The organism is Sporosarcina sp. OR05, assembly GCF_041414805.1.
Taxonomy (GTDB): domain Bacteria; phylum Bacillota; class Bacilli; order Bacillales_A; family Planococcaceae; genus Sporosarcina; species Sporosarcina saromensis.
The window spans coordinates 80,400-96,310 of the sequence record NZ_JANKJL010000010.1 but is presented as its reverse complement, the minus strand read 5'-3'; the positions used below and the strand labels follow the sequence as shown (position 1 = coordinate 96,310).

Genomic DNA, 15,911 nt, shown 5'->3' with positions numbered 1-15,911 from the left:
CGTGTTGATTTTGGAGTGAATAATAGCTTGAAGATCCACAACACATACTTGCATTTTTAATCCTTACGTCTTGTACTTATCAATAAGCTATTTCTGTGGAGTAATCTGGAAGATTCAGAGTGATTAAAATCAGCTCTCCTAAATCACTAACAACCATCTTTCTTTTTTCTGCTTATTTGAATCTATTCGACATAAGTTGTTTAAATCCTTCACTGTTTTATCGATTATTTATGATACTATACACCCCCATCTAATTCTATGTGGGGATTATTAACGCTTTTGATAATTCAACATTAAGCTAATACTATCTACGTTGATGATAAGGGAGAACTATATGCAACTAAAAATAAATAACAAACTAGTATTTAATCTCGAAATTCTTAATGCACTTGAAAAAAATGCTTCAGCTTTTGGTGAAGAATATTTTAACCCTACTTCTCTTCAAGCTGAGAGAGAGAACATAATTTCAGGTTCGCCAAGTAAAAGATGTGAAGAGGATGTTATTTGTTACGAAATCATTTTAGAGGATGGTAAGCATGTTGGTGATATTATACTTACTCCTATATCGGAAAATGAATTCGAACTAGATATCATTATTTTTATTCCTAATAAAGGGTATGGTTCCGCTGCATTAAACAAACTTGTAAATATTCACAAAAGGAATTATGACCAAACCTTATCGGCAATGATATTAAATGATAATCCCATAAAAGAATCTGTAATAAAGATGTTTGAGAATTCCGGATTCACCAAAGAGGAAATTTATTCAAATGGTGTAGGTTTGAGGTTAAGATCCTAGAATCAATAAAGAAACCCCACTAAGTAGCTGTATAGTACACCGTTACTCAGCGGGGTGTCATGATTACCACTTTTTATTTTTCTTACGTTTGCGAGGCTTACCTTTCTTCCTCAATCGCCAAGCCATCATATTATTTTGGTCAGTAGTGACTTGCATCACAAACTTTAAATCATAAACGATTCGACCATCGGGATAGACAGTTCCCTTCTCAACAATCCTGCTAAAAATATCTGCCCGGAATTCAATCCGTTCCTTTTCAGGTTTAAATTCTTGAAGATCCATTAATTCCTTCAAAAAAAATCAATCAAGGTCCTTTTCCGCTACAAGGCACTGGCGTTTTCTATTTTCAAAGTCATAGACTTGATTTTGAAGTTCCACCATTTGATCTGTTATTTCTTTTATCTTGTTGGGATTGCCCCCATGCAGCTCACCTCCATCCACTTCATCATAAAGCTGTTGGTAAAGCTGCTACATATCTTCTCTTACCTGTTCTATACGTTTTCGTTCATTTACATCAGAAACAGTACTTCTGGTGTGAAGGTGCAAGAAACATTCATGTTAATTCAACCAATTTGAATGGATATACAAAAAATAATTTGTAACTCATCGCCTACAGCATTCTAAATTTATTTATATACAATTGTAGTGAAATAACTGAATTCAACCATGCACAGATTTTAAATCTAACTATAGTAACTATTCAGCACTTTTGAAGAGCATGGCGATTAGATAAGTTAAAATGGGCAAAACAAAAAAACCACCTGTTATGGTATACGGTTAATACCATAACAGGTGGTTAAATTAATAGCTTATCGAGTTCTCCTTCATTAAACGTCCAATTTCAAAAATAGCCGCTATTTCAGCATTTTTAACCTGCGAAATTATAACCCCATCTTCTTTACGGGAATAATTGACACCATCACAATGCACATAATCATATACGTCACTTATATCATAAATAGCTTCTGGTTTAATGCTTCCTTTTCCCTGAATAATACCGACTGATATTGAGTGGTTCCCTCCATGCACCCATGCGATTCCCATTGGTAACCACAAGTCCACACGATGATTGTAATCTTGGCGCCAACGCCCATCTTCTCTTCCTTCACCAATTCGAGCAATACAATTAACAATTCTGGACTTTTTCCAGGACCACGGTAATACTAAATCTCGATTTAACAATACAGTTTTTTCCTCTCGCAACTCCCTTACTACATCATAAAAACCCTTACCATCCTTCGACAGTATTTCTCGCAAATCAAATAGAACCTCTTCTGGAAACAGGCTAGGTAAATCTGACTCATTATTTACATAAAGTAAATTGGTTAAATATTGCGTTTGGATTTTTCTACCAATTAGTCGTATAACATCAACTAAAGGATGCTCTGCCTCTTTATTTAAAGGGCCGTTACCCTCTTCTAATTTGTTTGTCAGGTCCAAAACTGATTTAGCAAAATTCATGATACTATCAAAGTCTTCCTTATTCCTTTTTTTGTTAATTCTTCTGTGCATTTCATCCAAACGTTCCTTTGCGCTTTTTTCCCGCCTTTTTCTTATTATATGGAACAAATAACCACCCCCTCAAATGATACTTATGAATTGAATAGACATAAAATACTAAACCATTCATAGAAAAAACCACAGGAAAAGCACATGTTTTGTTGTTCTAAAGAATACTAGCTATCCTTCAACAATATACTTAATTAACAATGAATAAAATTGGGGAGGCTTTTGCATGTTTGATTTGTTCCGCAATAAAACAACAGTGGTAAAAATGTTTGATAACAATAAGGAGACACATAAAAATAAGGATGAGGAATCTGTAAAGTCAATTAAGCTAATTACTTTACTTGACCTTATAAAACACGGGGATAAAATCAATCTGAATATCAAAAATGAAGATGCGTATGAACAAGATGCTCTCTTAGCTAAGAGAAGAATTCTTGAATTGGAAGGTGTAAGTGTAGAGTTTTCAGAGTGGGCTGAATGGACTGTAACTATCGATATTTACGATAACGATAAGTCTTTTACCGTTTACAAGGAAGAGTTTGAGATAGATTGGGATAAAGGAACTGTTGCCTTCCCTTATAAACATTCTTCTCGGGATATCGAAGTGGAATGGAATCATAAAGGAGCTTGGTGTGAATATATTACGTCGACCATTCATGAATTAAAGACCAAATTGGATAAGCACAGAGAAGCTGTTAAAATACAATCTGAGCTTGAAAGGAAGAAACAGCATGAATTACAAGTAAAAAAAGATAATGATCAAAAGCAACACTTCAATGAAGTTTTTAACAATAAGAGATAATTTACAAAGCACCCCACCAAGTAGCCATCTAAAACCTAGACGCCAACTCGGTGGGTACTTGTATACCGCTATTTTCTTTTCTTTCGCTTCCTTTTCACTTTCAGTTTGTAGGAGCGTTTTTTTTCCAGATATTCCGCTCATACAACACCCAGCTTCTATTGACAGAAAATTCTCTCGTCCGGATCAATCACTCTACTTTCTACAATCCGGTCAAACAAGTCAGCCCTGAATGGAATACGTTGTTTCAAAGGATTGAAGTCATCTAGTTCATTTAATTAGTTCACTAACCACCGAATTCCTCACGATATTTTGCAGCCTGTTCTTGCCGTTCCTCATAAGCATCAAGCTGTTTTTTCATTTGAACAATCTCATTTGTCAACGCTTCGACCCGCTTGGTATCTTGTCCCGCCTGATTAAGCTCTTCATCGACAGCCTCATATAGTTCTTGATTGAGATGCTCCATTGCCGCTTCAATTTCCTCAATAACGATCTTTACCTTTTGCTCCAGACTGCTGCCTTCGGCCTTCATGGCCAACAAAGCACTCATAAAGTTATGCTCTACATAGTCTTCCCGAAAGCTTGGAGCTGTACAAGTGGAAGAATTGTTTTTTCCTGCAGCCACGATACATCGCCAATAATGCCTTGCTTTTTTCTTGGGATTTTGACGATCGTAATGCATACGATGACTTACCGATCCGCCGCACTCACCAAATCTAAATATCTGATGAAAGTTTTGCGGTTTGCTAATTTCACCATTTTTGACCGTCATTGTGACGGTGCCTGTGCCACAAACATTCATGATAATTCAACCAATTTGAATGGATATACAAAAAATAATGTGAAACACATCGCCTACAGCATTCTGATTTTATGTATATACAATTGTAGTGAATTGACTGAATTCAACCTTGCACAGGCACCCGATTTTCATCCGCCGGGCCAAGAATTCACGAAAATTCGTTTTAGGGAGTTTCTGAGCGCGAATGGGACAAGCGGAAATCGTTTTTTGGAATTAAGAACGGATTACCCAAAGGTGGGAAGGTATTTTATGTGATTTAATATCTTGTTTTTAAAAAAGTGTTCAATTCTATCTGGCAGGAACTGTTGATTTTAGTCTAACAGTTTCACCATTAGAGCGAACTCCGTTTTAGTGGCTCTTTTCCCGCACTTACTGGCGTATATGTCCGCAAAACGACGGCTCAAAACTCCGTACTGTGGGGTCATCCATTCGCAATACTAATAGCGACAGCGTTATTCCAAGGAGGCCATCAAAAACATACACTATTTCCGTGTTTTTGATGGCTTATAAAAAAGTCGGGATAGGTTGTGTGAGGGGAAGGTGTCCAATTCCATATGAAAAAAGACCCGACCAACCCGTTATGGAGCTATCCTGAATTCAACGAGAACTGAAATTATTCCGAATTAATCGAGAACCTGGCAGCAGAAATTAAGGGTTTCAACTGGAAAATACTTTAAATTTCATATAAAAACTCTTTCTTCTCTTCTTCAGAATAGGTATAATAGAATAAATAGACGGAATAATGAGCGATGGACAACGATAAGACATCCTTCAACGGAAAAAATTATGAAGGAACAATTGCTTTTAGTAAATGAGAGCAAAATCGTGATTTTTCCACTCGTTAGTTAAGTCGACAATCTGACCAAGCATCTGTTTGGCTAAAACAAAGAAATTCAAATACAATACGCCTGATTCACACAGGGAAGGGATTATGTTTTAGTGTAACAGATTTCGGAACAACACCGAGATTTAAGAATTCCAATTTAATGTTTAATAAGGGGTGTAAGTGCTTTTTTGTGATTATATTCTTAGGAGTGTATTTAATGCCAAAAGTTGCGTCTTTAGTTAATGAATTAGTTAATATTGCTCACGACTATGAAAATTGTACTTTTGATGAAGATCATGTGAATAAGTGGTTAAGTCAATTCCCGGAAAGATATCATGAAGTTATAATGCGAGAATTAGTTTATATTTTAGGAAAAATCTATGTAAGCAAAAATCAAATGATAAATTACGTTGATTCTGTAATAAATAGCGACAAAATATTTGGCGGTAATTCAAATAATCATTACTTTTTGAACATCCAAGATACCGGGACGAGTCAAATTGACTTACTTTATATTATGAAAGATATAATTGGAGTTGACTCTGATTTTAATATTTTTGAATCAGATGAAGTAAAAGAAGGATCATATGTATATATAGATGACGTGTTTTATACGGGGAACAGATTAAAAAGAGATATTGAAAGATGGGTTAAACAAGTAGATGATGTAACTAAAGTGAAAAAATTAGATGTTATTTATTACATTGTTCATACAGAAAATTATACTTATGTAAAGGAAGAATTGAAAAAAATATTGCCTTATACTGAGATTAGCATTTGGTTTAAGAAAGCATTAAGCAATAATATTAAAAAACTACAGACTTATGATGCTTATTTGCCTTCCGATAAATACAAATTCACTGGTGAGGCAAATAAATATATTTCAGAAATAGATAATGAAAGAACGGAAAAACAGAAGCAGTATATTAAATTAATTAGACCTGATGGTTTGGTGAATAATAGCAAGTATTTTCAGAGTCAGGAGGATAGAAAATTATTGGAACACTTATTTTTTGAATACGGAGTAAAAATAAGTGAGCATGTTACAAACAAAAGTTTTAAAGCAATGGGGTATGATTATAGTTTGAGTTTAGGTTTTGGAAGCATCGTTATTACTTATCGAAATGCACCAAATAATAGCCCGTTAGTTTTATGGTGGGGAAATTCAACATTAAATAATTGGTATCCTTTGTTTCCCAGAATAGTTTATTAGGAAGGTGATAATATCTCAACTAATGAAAGAACGTATAGGCGTGAAAATGTTGTTTTTTTCAGAAAAACTAAAGAAGACTTTGGCGGATTATCAAATATGGCTGCAGGGTTTCCAATAAAAATTAACAATGTAAGAATTAAAAGTTCGGAAGCTTTGTACCAAGCGCTAAGATTTACTGAGTATCCAGAAATTCAAAGTGAAATTATTGCTCAAAATAGTCCCATGACCGCAAAAATGAAAAGTAAAAAGTATAGTGAATATAGTAGGAATGATTGGAATGATATCAGAGTTTTAATAATGAGATGGTGTTTAAGAGTAAAGCTTATTCAGAATTGGGAAAGCTTTGGTGGGATACTTTTCGAAACTCTTGGAAGGGATATAGTAGAAGAGTCTAAAAAGGATAAATTTTGGGGTGCCATACCTTTTGAAGACGATACATTAGTAGGTGTAAATGCACTTGGTAGACTTTTAATGGAACTTAGAGATGAAATGCCAAACTACCTGAAATCAAAAGAATTATTACCCCCTAAAATTTCTAATTTGAAGTTATTTGGAAATAAGATAGGTTGTATTTCTTTTTGCATTACAGAAATGCCATCTTTAAATGACGTTGAAATTTTACAAAAAAAAATCGAAAATCTAACGATTTTTGATATTAATTAGTATTCTTTATTTGTTAATACCGATTCAAAATGTCTATAGACCTTGCAGAGCCTCATTTGTAGGTGCCTGTGCCAGAAACATTCACGTTAATTCAACCAATTTGAATGGTTATGCAAAAAATAATATCAAACACAACGCATACAGCATTATGAATTTATTTATATGCAATTGTAGTGAATTAACTGAATTCAACCATGCACAGGCACTCGGTTTTAAAAGATTGATTTACTAATCTTAGATGAATGGTTATTAACGGAACTATCAGAGGAAAATGTACTTCATGTACTGGAAATAATTGAATCACGGTTAAAGAGAGCCTCAACAATCTTCTGTTCTCAGTTTGCGCCAGAAGGATGGCATTCTAAATTAGGACAAGCACAAATAGCAGATGCGATTCTCGATAGAATCGTACATGATTCATATAAAATATTAGTGGATGGGCAGGTTTCTATGAGAGAGCGTCATGGATTGGTGGGAACCCCTGAATGATTCCAAGTGAAGTTGATCGTAGATTAGCCTGGTATGTATACAATAGGTATCTACCTGTTAAAGTGAAGGAAGAGATTATAGACAAGCTATTACCTGTCTGCATATGGGAAGATGAAGAAGACTTAGACCATGATGAACTCGTTCGTTGGGCAGTAGAGATAATTGATGAGCACTTTGATGATAGAGAATTACTATGATTACAGAAAGCCATTAGAGCACGACGTTCTAGTGGCTTTTCTCCCGCAATTACTGGCTTAAATGTTCTCAAACAGAGGCTCAAAACTCCGCACTGATGGCTCAAACTGTCCGCAATACTCAATTGACTGAATTCAACCTTGCACAGGCACCCTATTTTATTGGGTGCGGTGCGCTGGAACACTTTTTGACGGTGCCTGTGCAAGAAACATTCATGTTAATTCAGCTAATTTGAATGGATATACAAAAAATAATGTGAAACACACCGCCAACAGCATTCTAAATTTATGTATATACAATTTTAGTGAATTAACTGAATTCAACCATGCACAGGCACCCGAAACCATTATCGATGACCGGATGGTGAAGAAGATCTTTGAGGGAGAACTTGCATAAGTTCTCTCTTCTTTTAAAAATAGAAGGACAGTAAATTCATCAGAGTCTGGACAAAAGTACGTGTCAGTTTCTGGTCGAAATCTTATGTCAGTAACAAAATACACTTGATGGAACAAGAGCTGGTGAAAGTAAGAGAAGCAGTAGGCAGATTGGTTTCGGATGCTGGATCTAAGCGTACGGGGACAATCATCAATGGTTTTTGTGACATTAGAAAAGCACCTCCTTCAAGTTGATAAATCAATCATACTAGGAGATGCTTTTTAAAAATATGCGTTGTTTAATTGGGGGCTTACAGTGGACTTTTTTTCCAGGTATTCCTTGGCGTGCAACGCTAATGGGCACCCGATTTTGATTTTAGGTTCCAGGACAATTCCGAATTCAATGAGAACCATGAATTTAAGGTGCACCACTACCACCATTGAGCATTTCCTTGCTTATGAGTTATTGCTTTTTTGTTTCTTAATTTCTCTAATCTTCATTCTATATTCTTTTGCAACTTTTTCACATTCCTGTTTTAAAATTTGATTGTGTACGTCTTTTGTGATTACTTCAATTACGCTAAGTTTATTGAATGGCTTTGCATAGATTTTTTTATATCTATCTTCTAAGAATTGATAAAATGTTAATAAGGCAAAAAAATTAACCATTGAAACATATGTTTTATCATGAATAAAAAGCGTTTTAAACGTTTCAATTGTTACAGCCCCTTGGTTAAGAAAAATATACAGCTCATAATAACTTATTATCATATAAATTATGGCTACAAGAATAATTCCCTTTGGTAATAACCAGAGTACTTTTTTTTGAAGTTTAGGCCACTTTTCACCCACTTTTTGAAGTACAAATATTAATATGAACACAGTAGTGATTAAACAAAGTCCAATTATTAAAAAAAACATATTATTCTCTCCGATTCACCAAGGAATTATGAGTATTTATTAGAATATATTGAGAATAACTCGACGGTGCTTGTGCTAGAAACATTCATGTTAATTCAACCAATTTGTATGGGATAGGCAATCAACAAATACAAACACATCAACAACAATAAATCAGGTTTATGTATATGCAATTGTAGTGAATTGACTGAATTAAACCTTGCACAGGCACTTGATTTTATGCAACTAAGGCCACATCTTCACGATCTCAATTACTTAAAACATGTTTCTCATTCGTAACACCAAACGTTTTTTGAACAACCCCAATAACCCTCTCCTGCTCCTCCCACGTCATACTCGACCCCGAAGGAAGGCAAATCCCCCTCGCAAACAACCTCTCACTAACCACATCATCCTCAGCATGCGCATAAAATGCACAGCCTTCAAACAAAGGCTGCAAATGCAACGGCTTCCAAACAGGTCTTGCCTCTATGTTCTCCGCCTCCAACGCATCAATCAGTTCATATGGAGACACGCTAATCTTCTCAGGATCCAACAACATAGCCGTCAACCATCGATTAGAATAAGTACCTTCCAACTCCGGCATAAACTCAACACCATCAATGCTCGCAAGAGCTTCCGCATATCTTTCATACACCGCACGTCTTGCCTCAATGCGATTATCCAATACCTCAAGCTGCGCTCTGCCCACTCCTGCAAGTATATTACTCATTCGATAGTTATAGCCAACCGAGCTATGCTGATAATGTTTCGCTGCATCACGTGCTTGTGTTGCTAAAAAACGTGAACGTGCCAAACCATCCAGGTCATCGGACACTAACATTCCTCCGCCCGAAGTTGTTATGATCTTATTCCCGTTAAAGGAATAAACACCATATCGGCCAAACGTTCCACTCTGTTTCCCCTTATATAACGACCCCAATGACTCCGCAGCATCCTCAATCACCGGAACTTCGTAACGGTTACAAATAGCCATCAATTCATCCATCTTGGCACTTTGTCCGTACAAATTCACAACAATGACAGCTTTAGGCAATTGACGCTTAGTTTGTGCCTCTTCCATGGCACGTGCTAATGCAACCGGTGACATATTCCATGTTTCGTCTTCGGAATCAATAAAGACAGGAGTAGCCCCCGAGTATAGAATTGGATTGGCACTTGCGACAAACGTCAAGCTTGAGCAAAAAACAGTATCACCCTTACCTACACCAAGTAATTCGAGCGCCAAGTGAATTGCCGCAGTACCAGAAGAAGTCGCTGCAGCTCCGCCACTACCAACATAGTTTGATAGTTCACTTTCGAATGCATTTACATTCGGTCCAAGTGGAGCAATCCAATTCGTTTCGAATGCCTCGCTTATATACTTCTGTTCATTCCCACTCATATGTGGGGGGGATAATAAAATTCGATTTGTCATTTATAATCCTTCTCTCTTAACGACTTTTGCTGGTACACCGACAACTGTTAAACTATCATTAATGTCAGATACAACAACAGCGCCTGCCCCAACGGTTGTCCAAGCGCCTACAGTTTTCTGAGGAACAATAGAAGCTCCTGCCCCTATATGCGTTCCCTCACCGATTTGGACTCCACCGGTCAACACAGCACATGGAGATATATGTGCGAAATCATCAATTTTAGTATCGTGTTCAATTACACTTCCACTATTTAGAATTACATGCTTTCCAATAGTAGCGTCGGCATTTACGATAACCCCTGGCATGATAACCGTCCCAGCGCTTATAGTTGCACTCGGGCTGATTACAGCAGTTTTATGAACAGCAGTCATATAATATTCATCAGATATGGCTAATAACGAGACAAGTTTCTTTCTAATCAAATTTGAACCAATACCTATAATCACTCTTAGTGCTGGATCATTTGCAATCAATTCATGAATATGTTTAATCGGACCTTTTACTATTCCATTTTCAATAAATACATCATCATATTTATCATCGAGCTTCGCAATAACGAATCCACTGTTGTGAGAGTGTATGACATCAGCCACAACTTTTGCATGGCCACTATCACCAATGATTACAACTTTCTTCATAGCCCATCACCTTTATTCAGCTATTTCGTTCCCTCAAACTTACTCATAGTCGCTTGGCCGTCCTGACTAATTCCTTCAGACTTAAATACTTTCAAAACCGTCATAAACAAAATTTTTATATCCAGCCAAAATGATCGGTTTTCCACATACCAAACATCCAATTCAAACTTCTCTTCCCAGGAAATCGCGTTACGCCCATTCACTTGTGCCCACCCCGTAATACCCGGACGCACTTTATGGCGTCTTGCTTGGCGTTCATTGTATAAAGGCAAGTATTCCATTAACAATGGTCGTGGCCCAACAAAACTCATGTCACCTTTTAATACGTTTAATAGCTGGGGTAGCTCATCCAAGCTCAACTTTCGAAGAAGCTTACCAAATGAAGTCAACCTCACATCGTCCGGTAACAACTCACCTTCCGAATCTCGCTCATCTGTCATTGAACGGAATTTATAAACATGAAACGATTTCTCATTTAAGCCCGGACGTTGCTGTTTGAATAAAACCGGAGACCCAATTTTCGAACGTATAAGTAGCGCCGTCACTCCGATGATTGGAGATAAAATAATCAATGCTATTAAACTTACAACAATGTCAAATATTCTTTTCATTAATAACCCGCATTTCTAAACATAATTTTAATTGAGTTAAAAAGCGAAGTCCTTAAAATTACCTTATATCTTTTCATGAACTCTATCTAAAGCAGTACCCAATTTTCCAAAGTTCACATACTCAATTTCTGAACTTCTAATATCAACACAATTTCTCGTATCTAGTACCAAAGGACGTTTTGTTTTAGATAAAATAGTAGTTTCATCCAACAACTTAAATTCATTATGATCGGTCAATACAAGAATACATACCGAATCTACAACAGCCTCTTCAAATGATGATAACTTAAATTCAACCTTTTCTTGACTCACATGTGGATCATGAACTCCAAGGCTGTAACCTTCCTCTAACAACTTATCTACAATTTCCATTGCTGGGCTTTCCCGTACATCATCGATATTCCCTTTATAGGTAAGACCCAATACGGCTATTTTCGAATTATTATTACTCACACGTTTTCCAACTTGATTAACAACAAAATCCGGCATTGAATTATTAATTTCCCGTGCATTAGCAATTAACTGCGACTCTTCTGGCGCTTTTTCAATTATGAAATACGGATCTACCGCTAAACAGTGTCCACCTACCCCTGGTCCTGGAAGATGCAAGTTAACACGTGGATGCTGGTTCGCAAGTCCGATGACTTCCAATGCGTCAATTCCTAGTTTTTCGGAAATCTTGACTAACTCATTGGCTAATGCAATATTCACATCACGATAAGTATTTTCCATTAACTTCGACATTTCAGCACTCAATGCTGAAGTTCGTAGTAACCTTCCTTTTACAAAGGTATTATACACTTCTACTGCTTTTTCAGTTGAAGCTTCATTAATACCTCCGACAATTCGATTGTTTTCGACAAGTTCTATTAGTATTCTTCCTGGTAAAACTCGCTCTGGGCAGTGTGCCAGGTAAATCTCCTCGCCTACTTTCCAGCCCGCCTTAATGAATAACGGTGCTACGACATCGTTAATCGTTCTCGGAGGAATTGTCGATTCAACAATTACAAGATTACCTTTCTTGACCTTTCCAAGAATTGATTTTGTGGCTTGTACCAAATAATCAAGATTTGCTGTGTTGTCTTCTTTATGAGGAGTAGGAACCGCGACAATGAAACAATCTGCTTCATCCACTTCAGTAGAGGCTCGCAAACTTCCGTTCTTAACTGAACTCTCGACAACTTCTCCTAAACCTAATTCTTCAATATGAATTTTCCCCTGATTAATCATGTCAACTGCATTTTTATTAACGTCAACACCTTGCACTTGCCAACCATGACTTGCAAACATCGCTGCGGTAGGAAGACCAATATAACCTAAACCGACTACACACAACTTTTTCATTTTTTCACTACTTTCTCAAGCTCGTTGATATATTTCTTAGCAAGTGCTTCCCTACTAAAGTTTTTCCTGACAAAAACTAAACCATTATTACCTAAGTCTTTCATTAAGTTTGGATTAGCCTTTAGTTCACGTATTTTATCCGCAAATGCATTAGAGTCTTCTGGATCTACATAGAATCCTGAACCACTTTCTTTAACTAATTCTCTCGCAACGCCGTCAATACCTAAAAGAATTGGTTTGCCACAAGACATATAGTCAAAAACTTTATTGGGATAAACCGTTTTAAATGTATCAACCTTTTTCAATACTGCAGTACAAATATCAGAGGCATTGCAAAAATCAGGGATTGTATGTTTAGGCTGGGATTCCACAAAGAGTATATTCTTAATTCCTTCATCCTTCACTTGTTGCATTAAATCTTTCTTTCGCATTCCGTCTCCAATTAGCATAATAACTATATCTTCATCTTCATTAAATTGCTTGGCGACTGCAAGAAGCGATTCCAGGTGATTTGCAACACCATGGGCCCCCATATAGGTGACAACAAATTTATTACTTAAACCATACTTTTCTCTGACCCAATTTTCCTTGGCACCTGGCTGAAATATATCGAGATCTGCACCATTAGGAATAAAGACAATTTTGTCCTCTTTAATACCCTTATTTTCAACTAACTTTGTCTTAAAGGCAGGCGTTAACACATTAATTTTATTAGCAAACTTATAGGATAGCTTCTCTACTAAATAAGCCATCTTAATGAGCGGTCGGCTAGTTAATACTCCTGTATCAATTGCTGATTCAGGCCATAAATCTCGAATTTCGAACACCATGGGAATCCGTTTAACCCACTTTGCTAACACTCCTGTAAGCCCTACAAATAAAGGTGGAGAAGTAACGATGATTACATCATGTTTCTTCACATGAAACAAAATACCCCACAAAGATGAGACGGTGAATGAGAAATAACCCCATAATCGACCGATAAATGATGTATTATATGATTCCGAAACGAAGGTCCGAATTACATTTACTTTTGGAGAATAACTTTCTTTAACGACCCATTTACCTTTGTATTTTTCTTCTTTTTTTCCTGTTGCATAATGAACAGTTCCAGCAACAACTGTAATCTCATGGCCGAGTTTTTCCCAATATTTAACGAACTGGTTGAATCGTGACCCACCGGGGTCGTCCTTACCTAAAAAGTATTGGTGTAAAACTAAAATCTTCATCGCTACATCTCCAAATATTTAAAAACTGTGTTTGAACCAAGTGGTAATAGTTCTAATTTCAAACTACCAATTGATAGTTTACTATCTTTTAGAATGACATCATTATATTGAGTCTTTTTATGCAATACTGTGATAAAACGAGACTTCGAAGTAATTTCTGATTCAATGATTAACTGTGGAGAAGGCTCTTTGTCACCGTAATACAATGAGCGCCAACCTGCCACAGGATTATCTGATCCAACATACATATTATTGCTGATATCATTAGAACTAATTACAGACATTTCCCATACATCACCATTCGGAAGCGTAATATCCCACGCTGATTCTGAGGTTTTATTTACGTTATGTATCCCAAACAACCAACTTAAAGAAACACGCTCTTTTTGTATGTCACCTAATATATCATCGACAACAACTAAAATATCTTCGGATTGATATACCGCACGTCTATGGGTTAATGATCCATATCCATAATGTTCACCTTCAAAGTAAGAACCTTTTTTTGTATTGCAGAATTGGTTTATCTTTGATTTAGTCCAATTTAACCAAATAAATCGTGAAGCTTTTGTCATTTGGTCACGATTGTTTAACATCACTGTGTTATGTGACGCCGTTCCATTAAAATAAAGGAGGCCTTCCTGGCTTGTATTGTAAGAAAACGTGCCCGCATCTGCCAAAATGTTATGATGTCCATCCCAAAAGTCAACGTGTAGCATATCAGCCTGGGCTGGACGATGTTTGTATGTAGCACAACGAATCATTGCGAATTGCTCAGAATCTCTTAATATTGCATACCCACCATCTTGGTATAGTTTCGACTCTTTCGCTGGTGCCTTGTATGAATTGTCATTGTTTACCCCAAGCCAAATTGCAAGTTCATCAACTTCTTGCTCTTGATATAATCGATTTCCTGTTAAGGTTTTCCATGCAGCCTGTAATACCGGTCGGTGATCTAAATACTCTTGTGAAGTGAACGGATGAATATAAGCACCATCATTCATCCCGTAGTTAGGTAGTTTACCAGTACACGACTCTTGCATTTGGTACATAAACTCTATAGCTTTCTTGAACTTTTGAATAAATGTTTCTTCAAACCGGTCTCCGTTAAGCTGGCCTAAACGGACAACCCATGTTAAATCCTGTATCGCTAAACGTTGATAATTGAATGAATGTTGTATATAAGAGCCGTCCTCATAAATCTGCCACATCGCTTCGGATTGAATGTATTTCTTACCCTTTTCAGCCCATTTCTTAGACAAATCAAAGAAAGGAAAAACCATTCCAACAGTATACATACCCGCCGCTTCAGATAGTGAATGATTGTTTTTTACTGATTTTAAAGCAAAGTCAAAGTGTTTTTCCACATGATTTGCATGATGATAAATTGCTTTCATCATTAACTCCAAGCGATTGTCGGTTGTTGAAGGAGATTCAAGAAAAACATTTAATCCAAATGTCCATGCCATAACACGCAACGACATTTCTTGTCCACACTTATAGTTAGCACCAAGTTCAGGCGGATTATGGTCAATGAAGTCCTCAACCATTTTCCAGAAAGCCATAGCATATTTCTCATCTCTCGTTACGACATATGCTCTGCAGAGTGGGTACACAAATGTGAATCTGGATAACTCCCAAATCCATTTAATATCTCCAAAGTCACTTGATAGATCCCCAATTTCTGTCCAATGTTGATTTTCGGGTGATTTCTTTTTTGTAAATGGACTGTAATGCCAGTCAATATTTTCAAAGCTAATTGGGTGTTTCGAAAAATAATTAAATTTTTTCTCCAGAATATCATCTGCTTCTTGGATTGCTTTATCTAAATTCAAGACCTCTTTGGAGGCTAATAGCATTTCATAGTCTAGTTGAAAGAATCTTTTATTAAAACTACCCTTAAGTAACTCTTTAATTGGTTTATCTATCGTTAATTTTGAATACAGATCCAGGTTTGAATATGAGAAAGCCGGGTATTGCTTTTTAAGCAAACCCAGTTTTTTTTCAATTTCGTACTTTGCCCTATACATCGTCCATGATATCCCCATGTTTTTGACAACTTCTATTTTTGCTTTCATATC

The 15,911-nt window shown here is 36.4% G+C and carries 15 protein-coding genes and 1 pseudogene; 6 read left to right on the top strand and 10 right to left on the bottom strand.

The window, feature by feature from the left end:
• Positions 1-334 precede the first annotated feature (334 nt).
• A complete protein-coding gene (locus NRI27_RS13730) occupies positions 335-799 on the top strand; it encodes a GNAT family N-acetyltransferase (RefSeq protein WP_371391230.1) in 465 nt (154 codons plus the stop codon).
• 63 nt (positions 800-862) lie between these two features.
• Here NRI27_RS13730 and NRI27_RS13725 read toward each other — a convergent pair whose 3' ends face one another.
• Both NRI27_RS13725 and NRI27_RS13720 read right to left on the bottom strand, forming a co-directional pair.
• Positions 863-1,081 carry a hypothetical protein gene (locus tag NRI27_RS13725; protein WP_371391229.1) on the bottom strand — a complete coding sequence of 73 codons (219 nt, stop codon included), beginning with the start codon at positions 1,079-1,081 and terminating at the stop codon, positions 863-865.
• A 519-nt stretch (positions 1,082-1,600) separates the two neighbouring features.
• Entirely contained in the window at positions 1,601-2,368 is a 768-nt protein-coding gene (locus NRI27_RS13720) for a DUF6710 family protein (RefSeq protein WP_371391228.1), read from the bottom strand.
• A 166-nt stretch (positions 2,369-2,534) separates the two neighbouring features.
• On the opposite strand from NRI27_RS13720, the gene NRI27_RS13715 reads away from it, so the two are divergent.
• Positions 2,535-3,110 (top strand): hypothetical protein, encoded by a 576-nt coding sequence (locus tag NRI27_RS13715; RefSeq protein ID WP_371391227.1) that lies wholly within the window; start codon positions 2,535-2,537, stop codon positions 3,108-3,110.
• Positions 3,111-3,393: 283 nt separating this feature from the next.
• Here NRI27_RS13715 and NRI27_RS13710 read toward each other — a convergent pair whose 3' ends face one another.
• Positions 3,394-3,909 carry a recombinase zinc beta ribbon domain-containing protein gene (locus tag NRI27_RS13710; RefSeq protein ID WP_371391225.1) on the bottom strand — a complete coding sequence of 172 codons (516 nt, stop codon included), beginning with the start codon at positions 3,907-3,909 and terminating at the stop codon, positions 3,394-3,396.
• Positions 3,910-4,952: 1,043 nt separating this feature from the next.
• On the opposite strand from NRI27_RS13710, the gene NRI27_RS13705 reads away from it, so the two are divergent.
• From NRI27_RS13705 to NRI27_RS13690, 4 genes and pseudogenes are all read left to right on the top strand, one after another.
• Positions 4,953-5,948, top strand: a complete 996-nt coding sequence (locus tag NRI27_RS13705; RefSeq protein ID WP_371391223.1) for a phosphoribosyltransferase-like anti-phage protein — start codon at positions 4,953-4,955, stop codon at positions 5,946-5,948.
• Positions 5,949-5,960: 12 nt separating this feature from the next.
• Entirely contained in the window at positions 5,961-6,611 is a 651-nt protein-coding gene (locus NRI27_RS13700) for an NADAR family anti-phage protein (protein WP_371391252.1), read from the top strand.
• Between the two features lie 216 nt (positions 6,612-6,827).
• Positions 6,828-7,100: pseudogene (locus NRI27_RS13695) on the top strand (ATP-binding protein); the annotation flags it as partial.
• Positions 7,097-7,297: a hypothetical protein gene (locus NRI27_RS13690; RefSeq protein WP_371391221.1), complete on the top strand. Its 201-nt coding sequence runs from the start codon at positions 7,097-7,099 to the stop codon at positions 7,295-7,297. The pseudogene NRI27_RS13695 and the gene NRI27_RS13690, both read left to right, overlap by 4 nt.
• An 828-nt stretch (positions 7,298-8,125) precedes the next feature.
• Here the strand turns inward: NRI27_RS13690 and NRI27_RS13685 are convergent.
• From NRI27_RS13685 to NRI27_RS13655, 7 genes are all read right to left on the bottom strand, one after another.
• A complete protein-coding gene (locus NRI27_RS13685) occupies positions 8,126-8,590 on the bottom strand; it encodes a hypothetical protein (RefSeq protein WP_371391220.1) in 465 nt (154 codons plus the stop codon).
• Between the two features lie 247 nt (positions 8,591-8,837).
• Complete coding sequence (locus tag NRI27_RS13680) at positions 8,838-10,007, bottom strand: aminotransferase class I/II-fold pyridoxal phosphate-dependent enzyme (RefSeq protein ID WP_371391219.1); 1,170 nt, start codon at positions 10,005-10,007, stop codon at positions 8,838-8,840.
• Positions 10,008-10,646, bottom strand: coding sequence for an acetyltransferase (locus NRI27_RS13675; RefSeq protein ID WP_371391218.1), 639 nt, complete (start codon positions 10,644-10,646; stop codon positions 10,008-10,010).
• A 20-nt stretch (positions 10,647-10,666) separates the two neighbouring features.
• The gene (locus NRI27_RS13670; protein WP_371391217.1) at positions 10,667-11,257 is read right to left on the bottom strand and encodes a sugar transferase; all 591 of its coding nucleotides are present in this window, start codon (positions 11,255-11,257) and stop codon (positions 10,667-10,669) included.
• 63 nt (positions 11,258-11,320) lie between these two features.
• Positions 11,321-12,601, bottom strand: coding sequence for a nucleotide sugar dehydrogenase (locus NRI27_RS13665; protein ID WP_371391216.1), 1,281 nt, complete (start codon positions 12,599-12,601; stop codon positions 11,321-11,323).
• Complete coding sequence (locus NRI27_RS13660; RefSeq protein ID WP_371391215.1) at positions 12,598-13,830, bottom strand: glycosyltransferase family 4 protein; 1,233 nt, start codon at positions 13,828-13,830, stop codon at positions 12,598-12,600. Before NRI27_RS13660 ends, NRI27_RS13665 begins: the two co-directional genes overlap by 4 nt.
• A gap of 2 nt (positions 13,831-13,832) precedes the next feature.
• On the bottom strand, positions 13,833-15,908 hold the full coding sequence (locus NRI27_RS13655) for an alginate lyase family protein (RefSeq protein ID WP_371391214.1): 2,076 nt from the start codon (positions 15,906-15,908) through the stop codon (positions 13,833-13,835).
• Positions 15,909-15,911 lie beyond the last annotated feature (3 nt).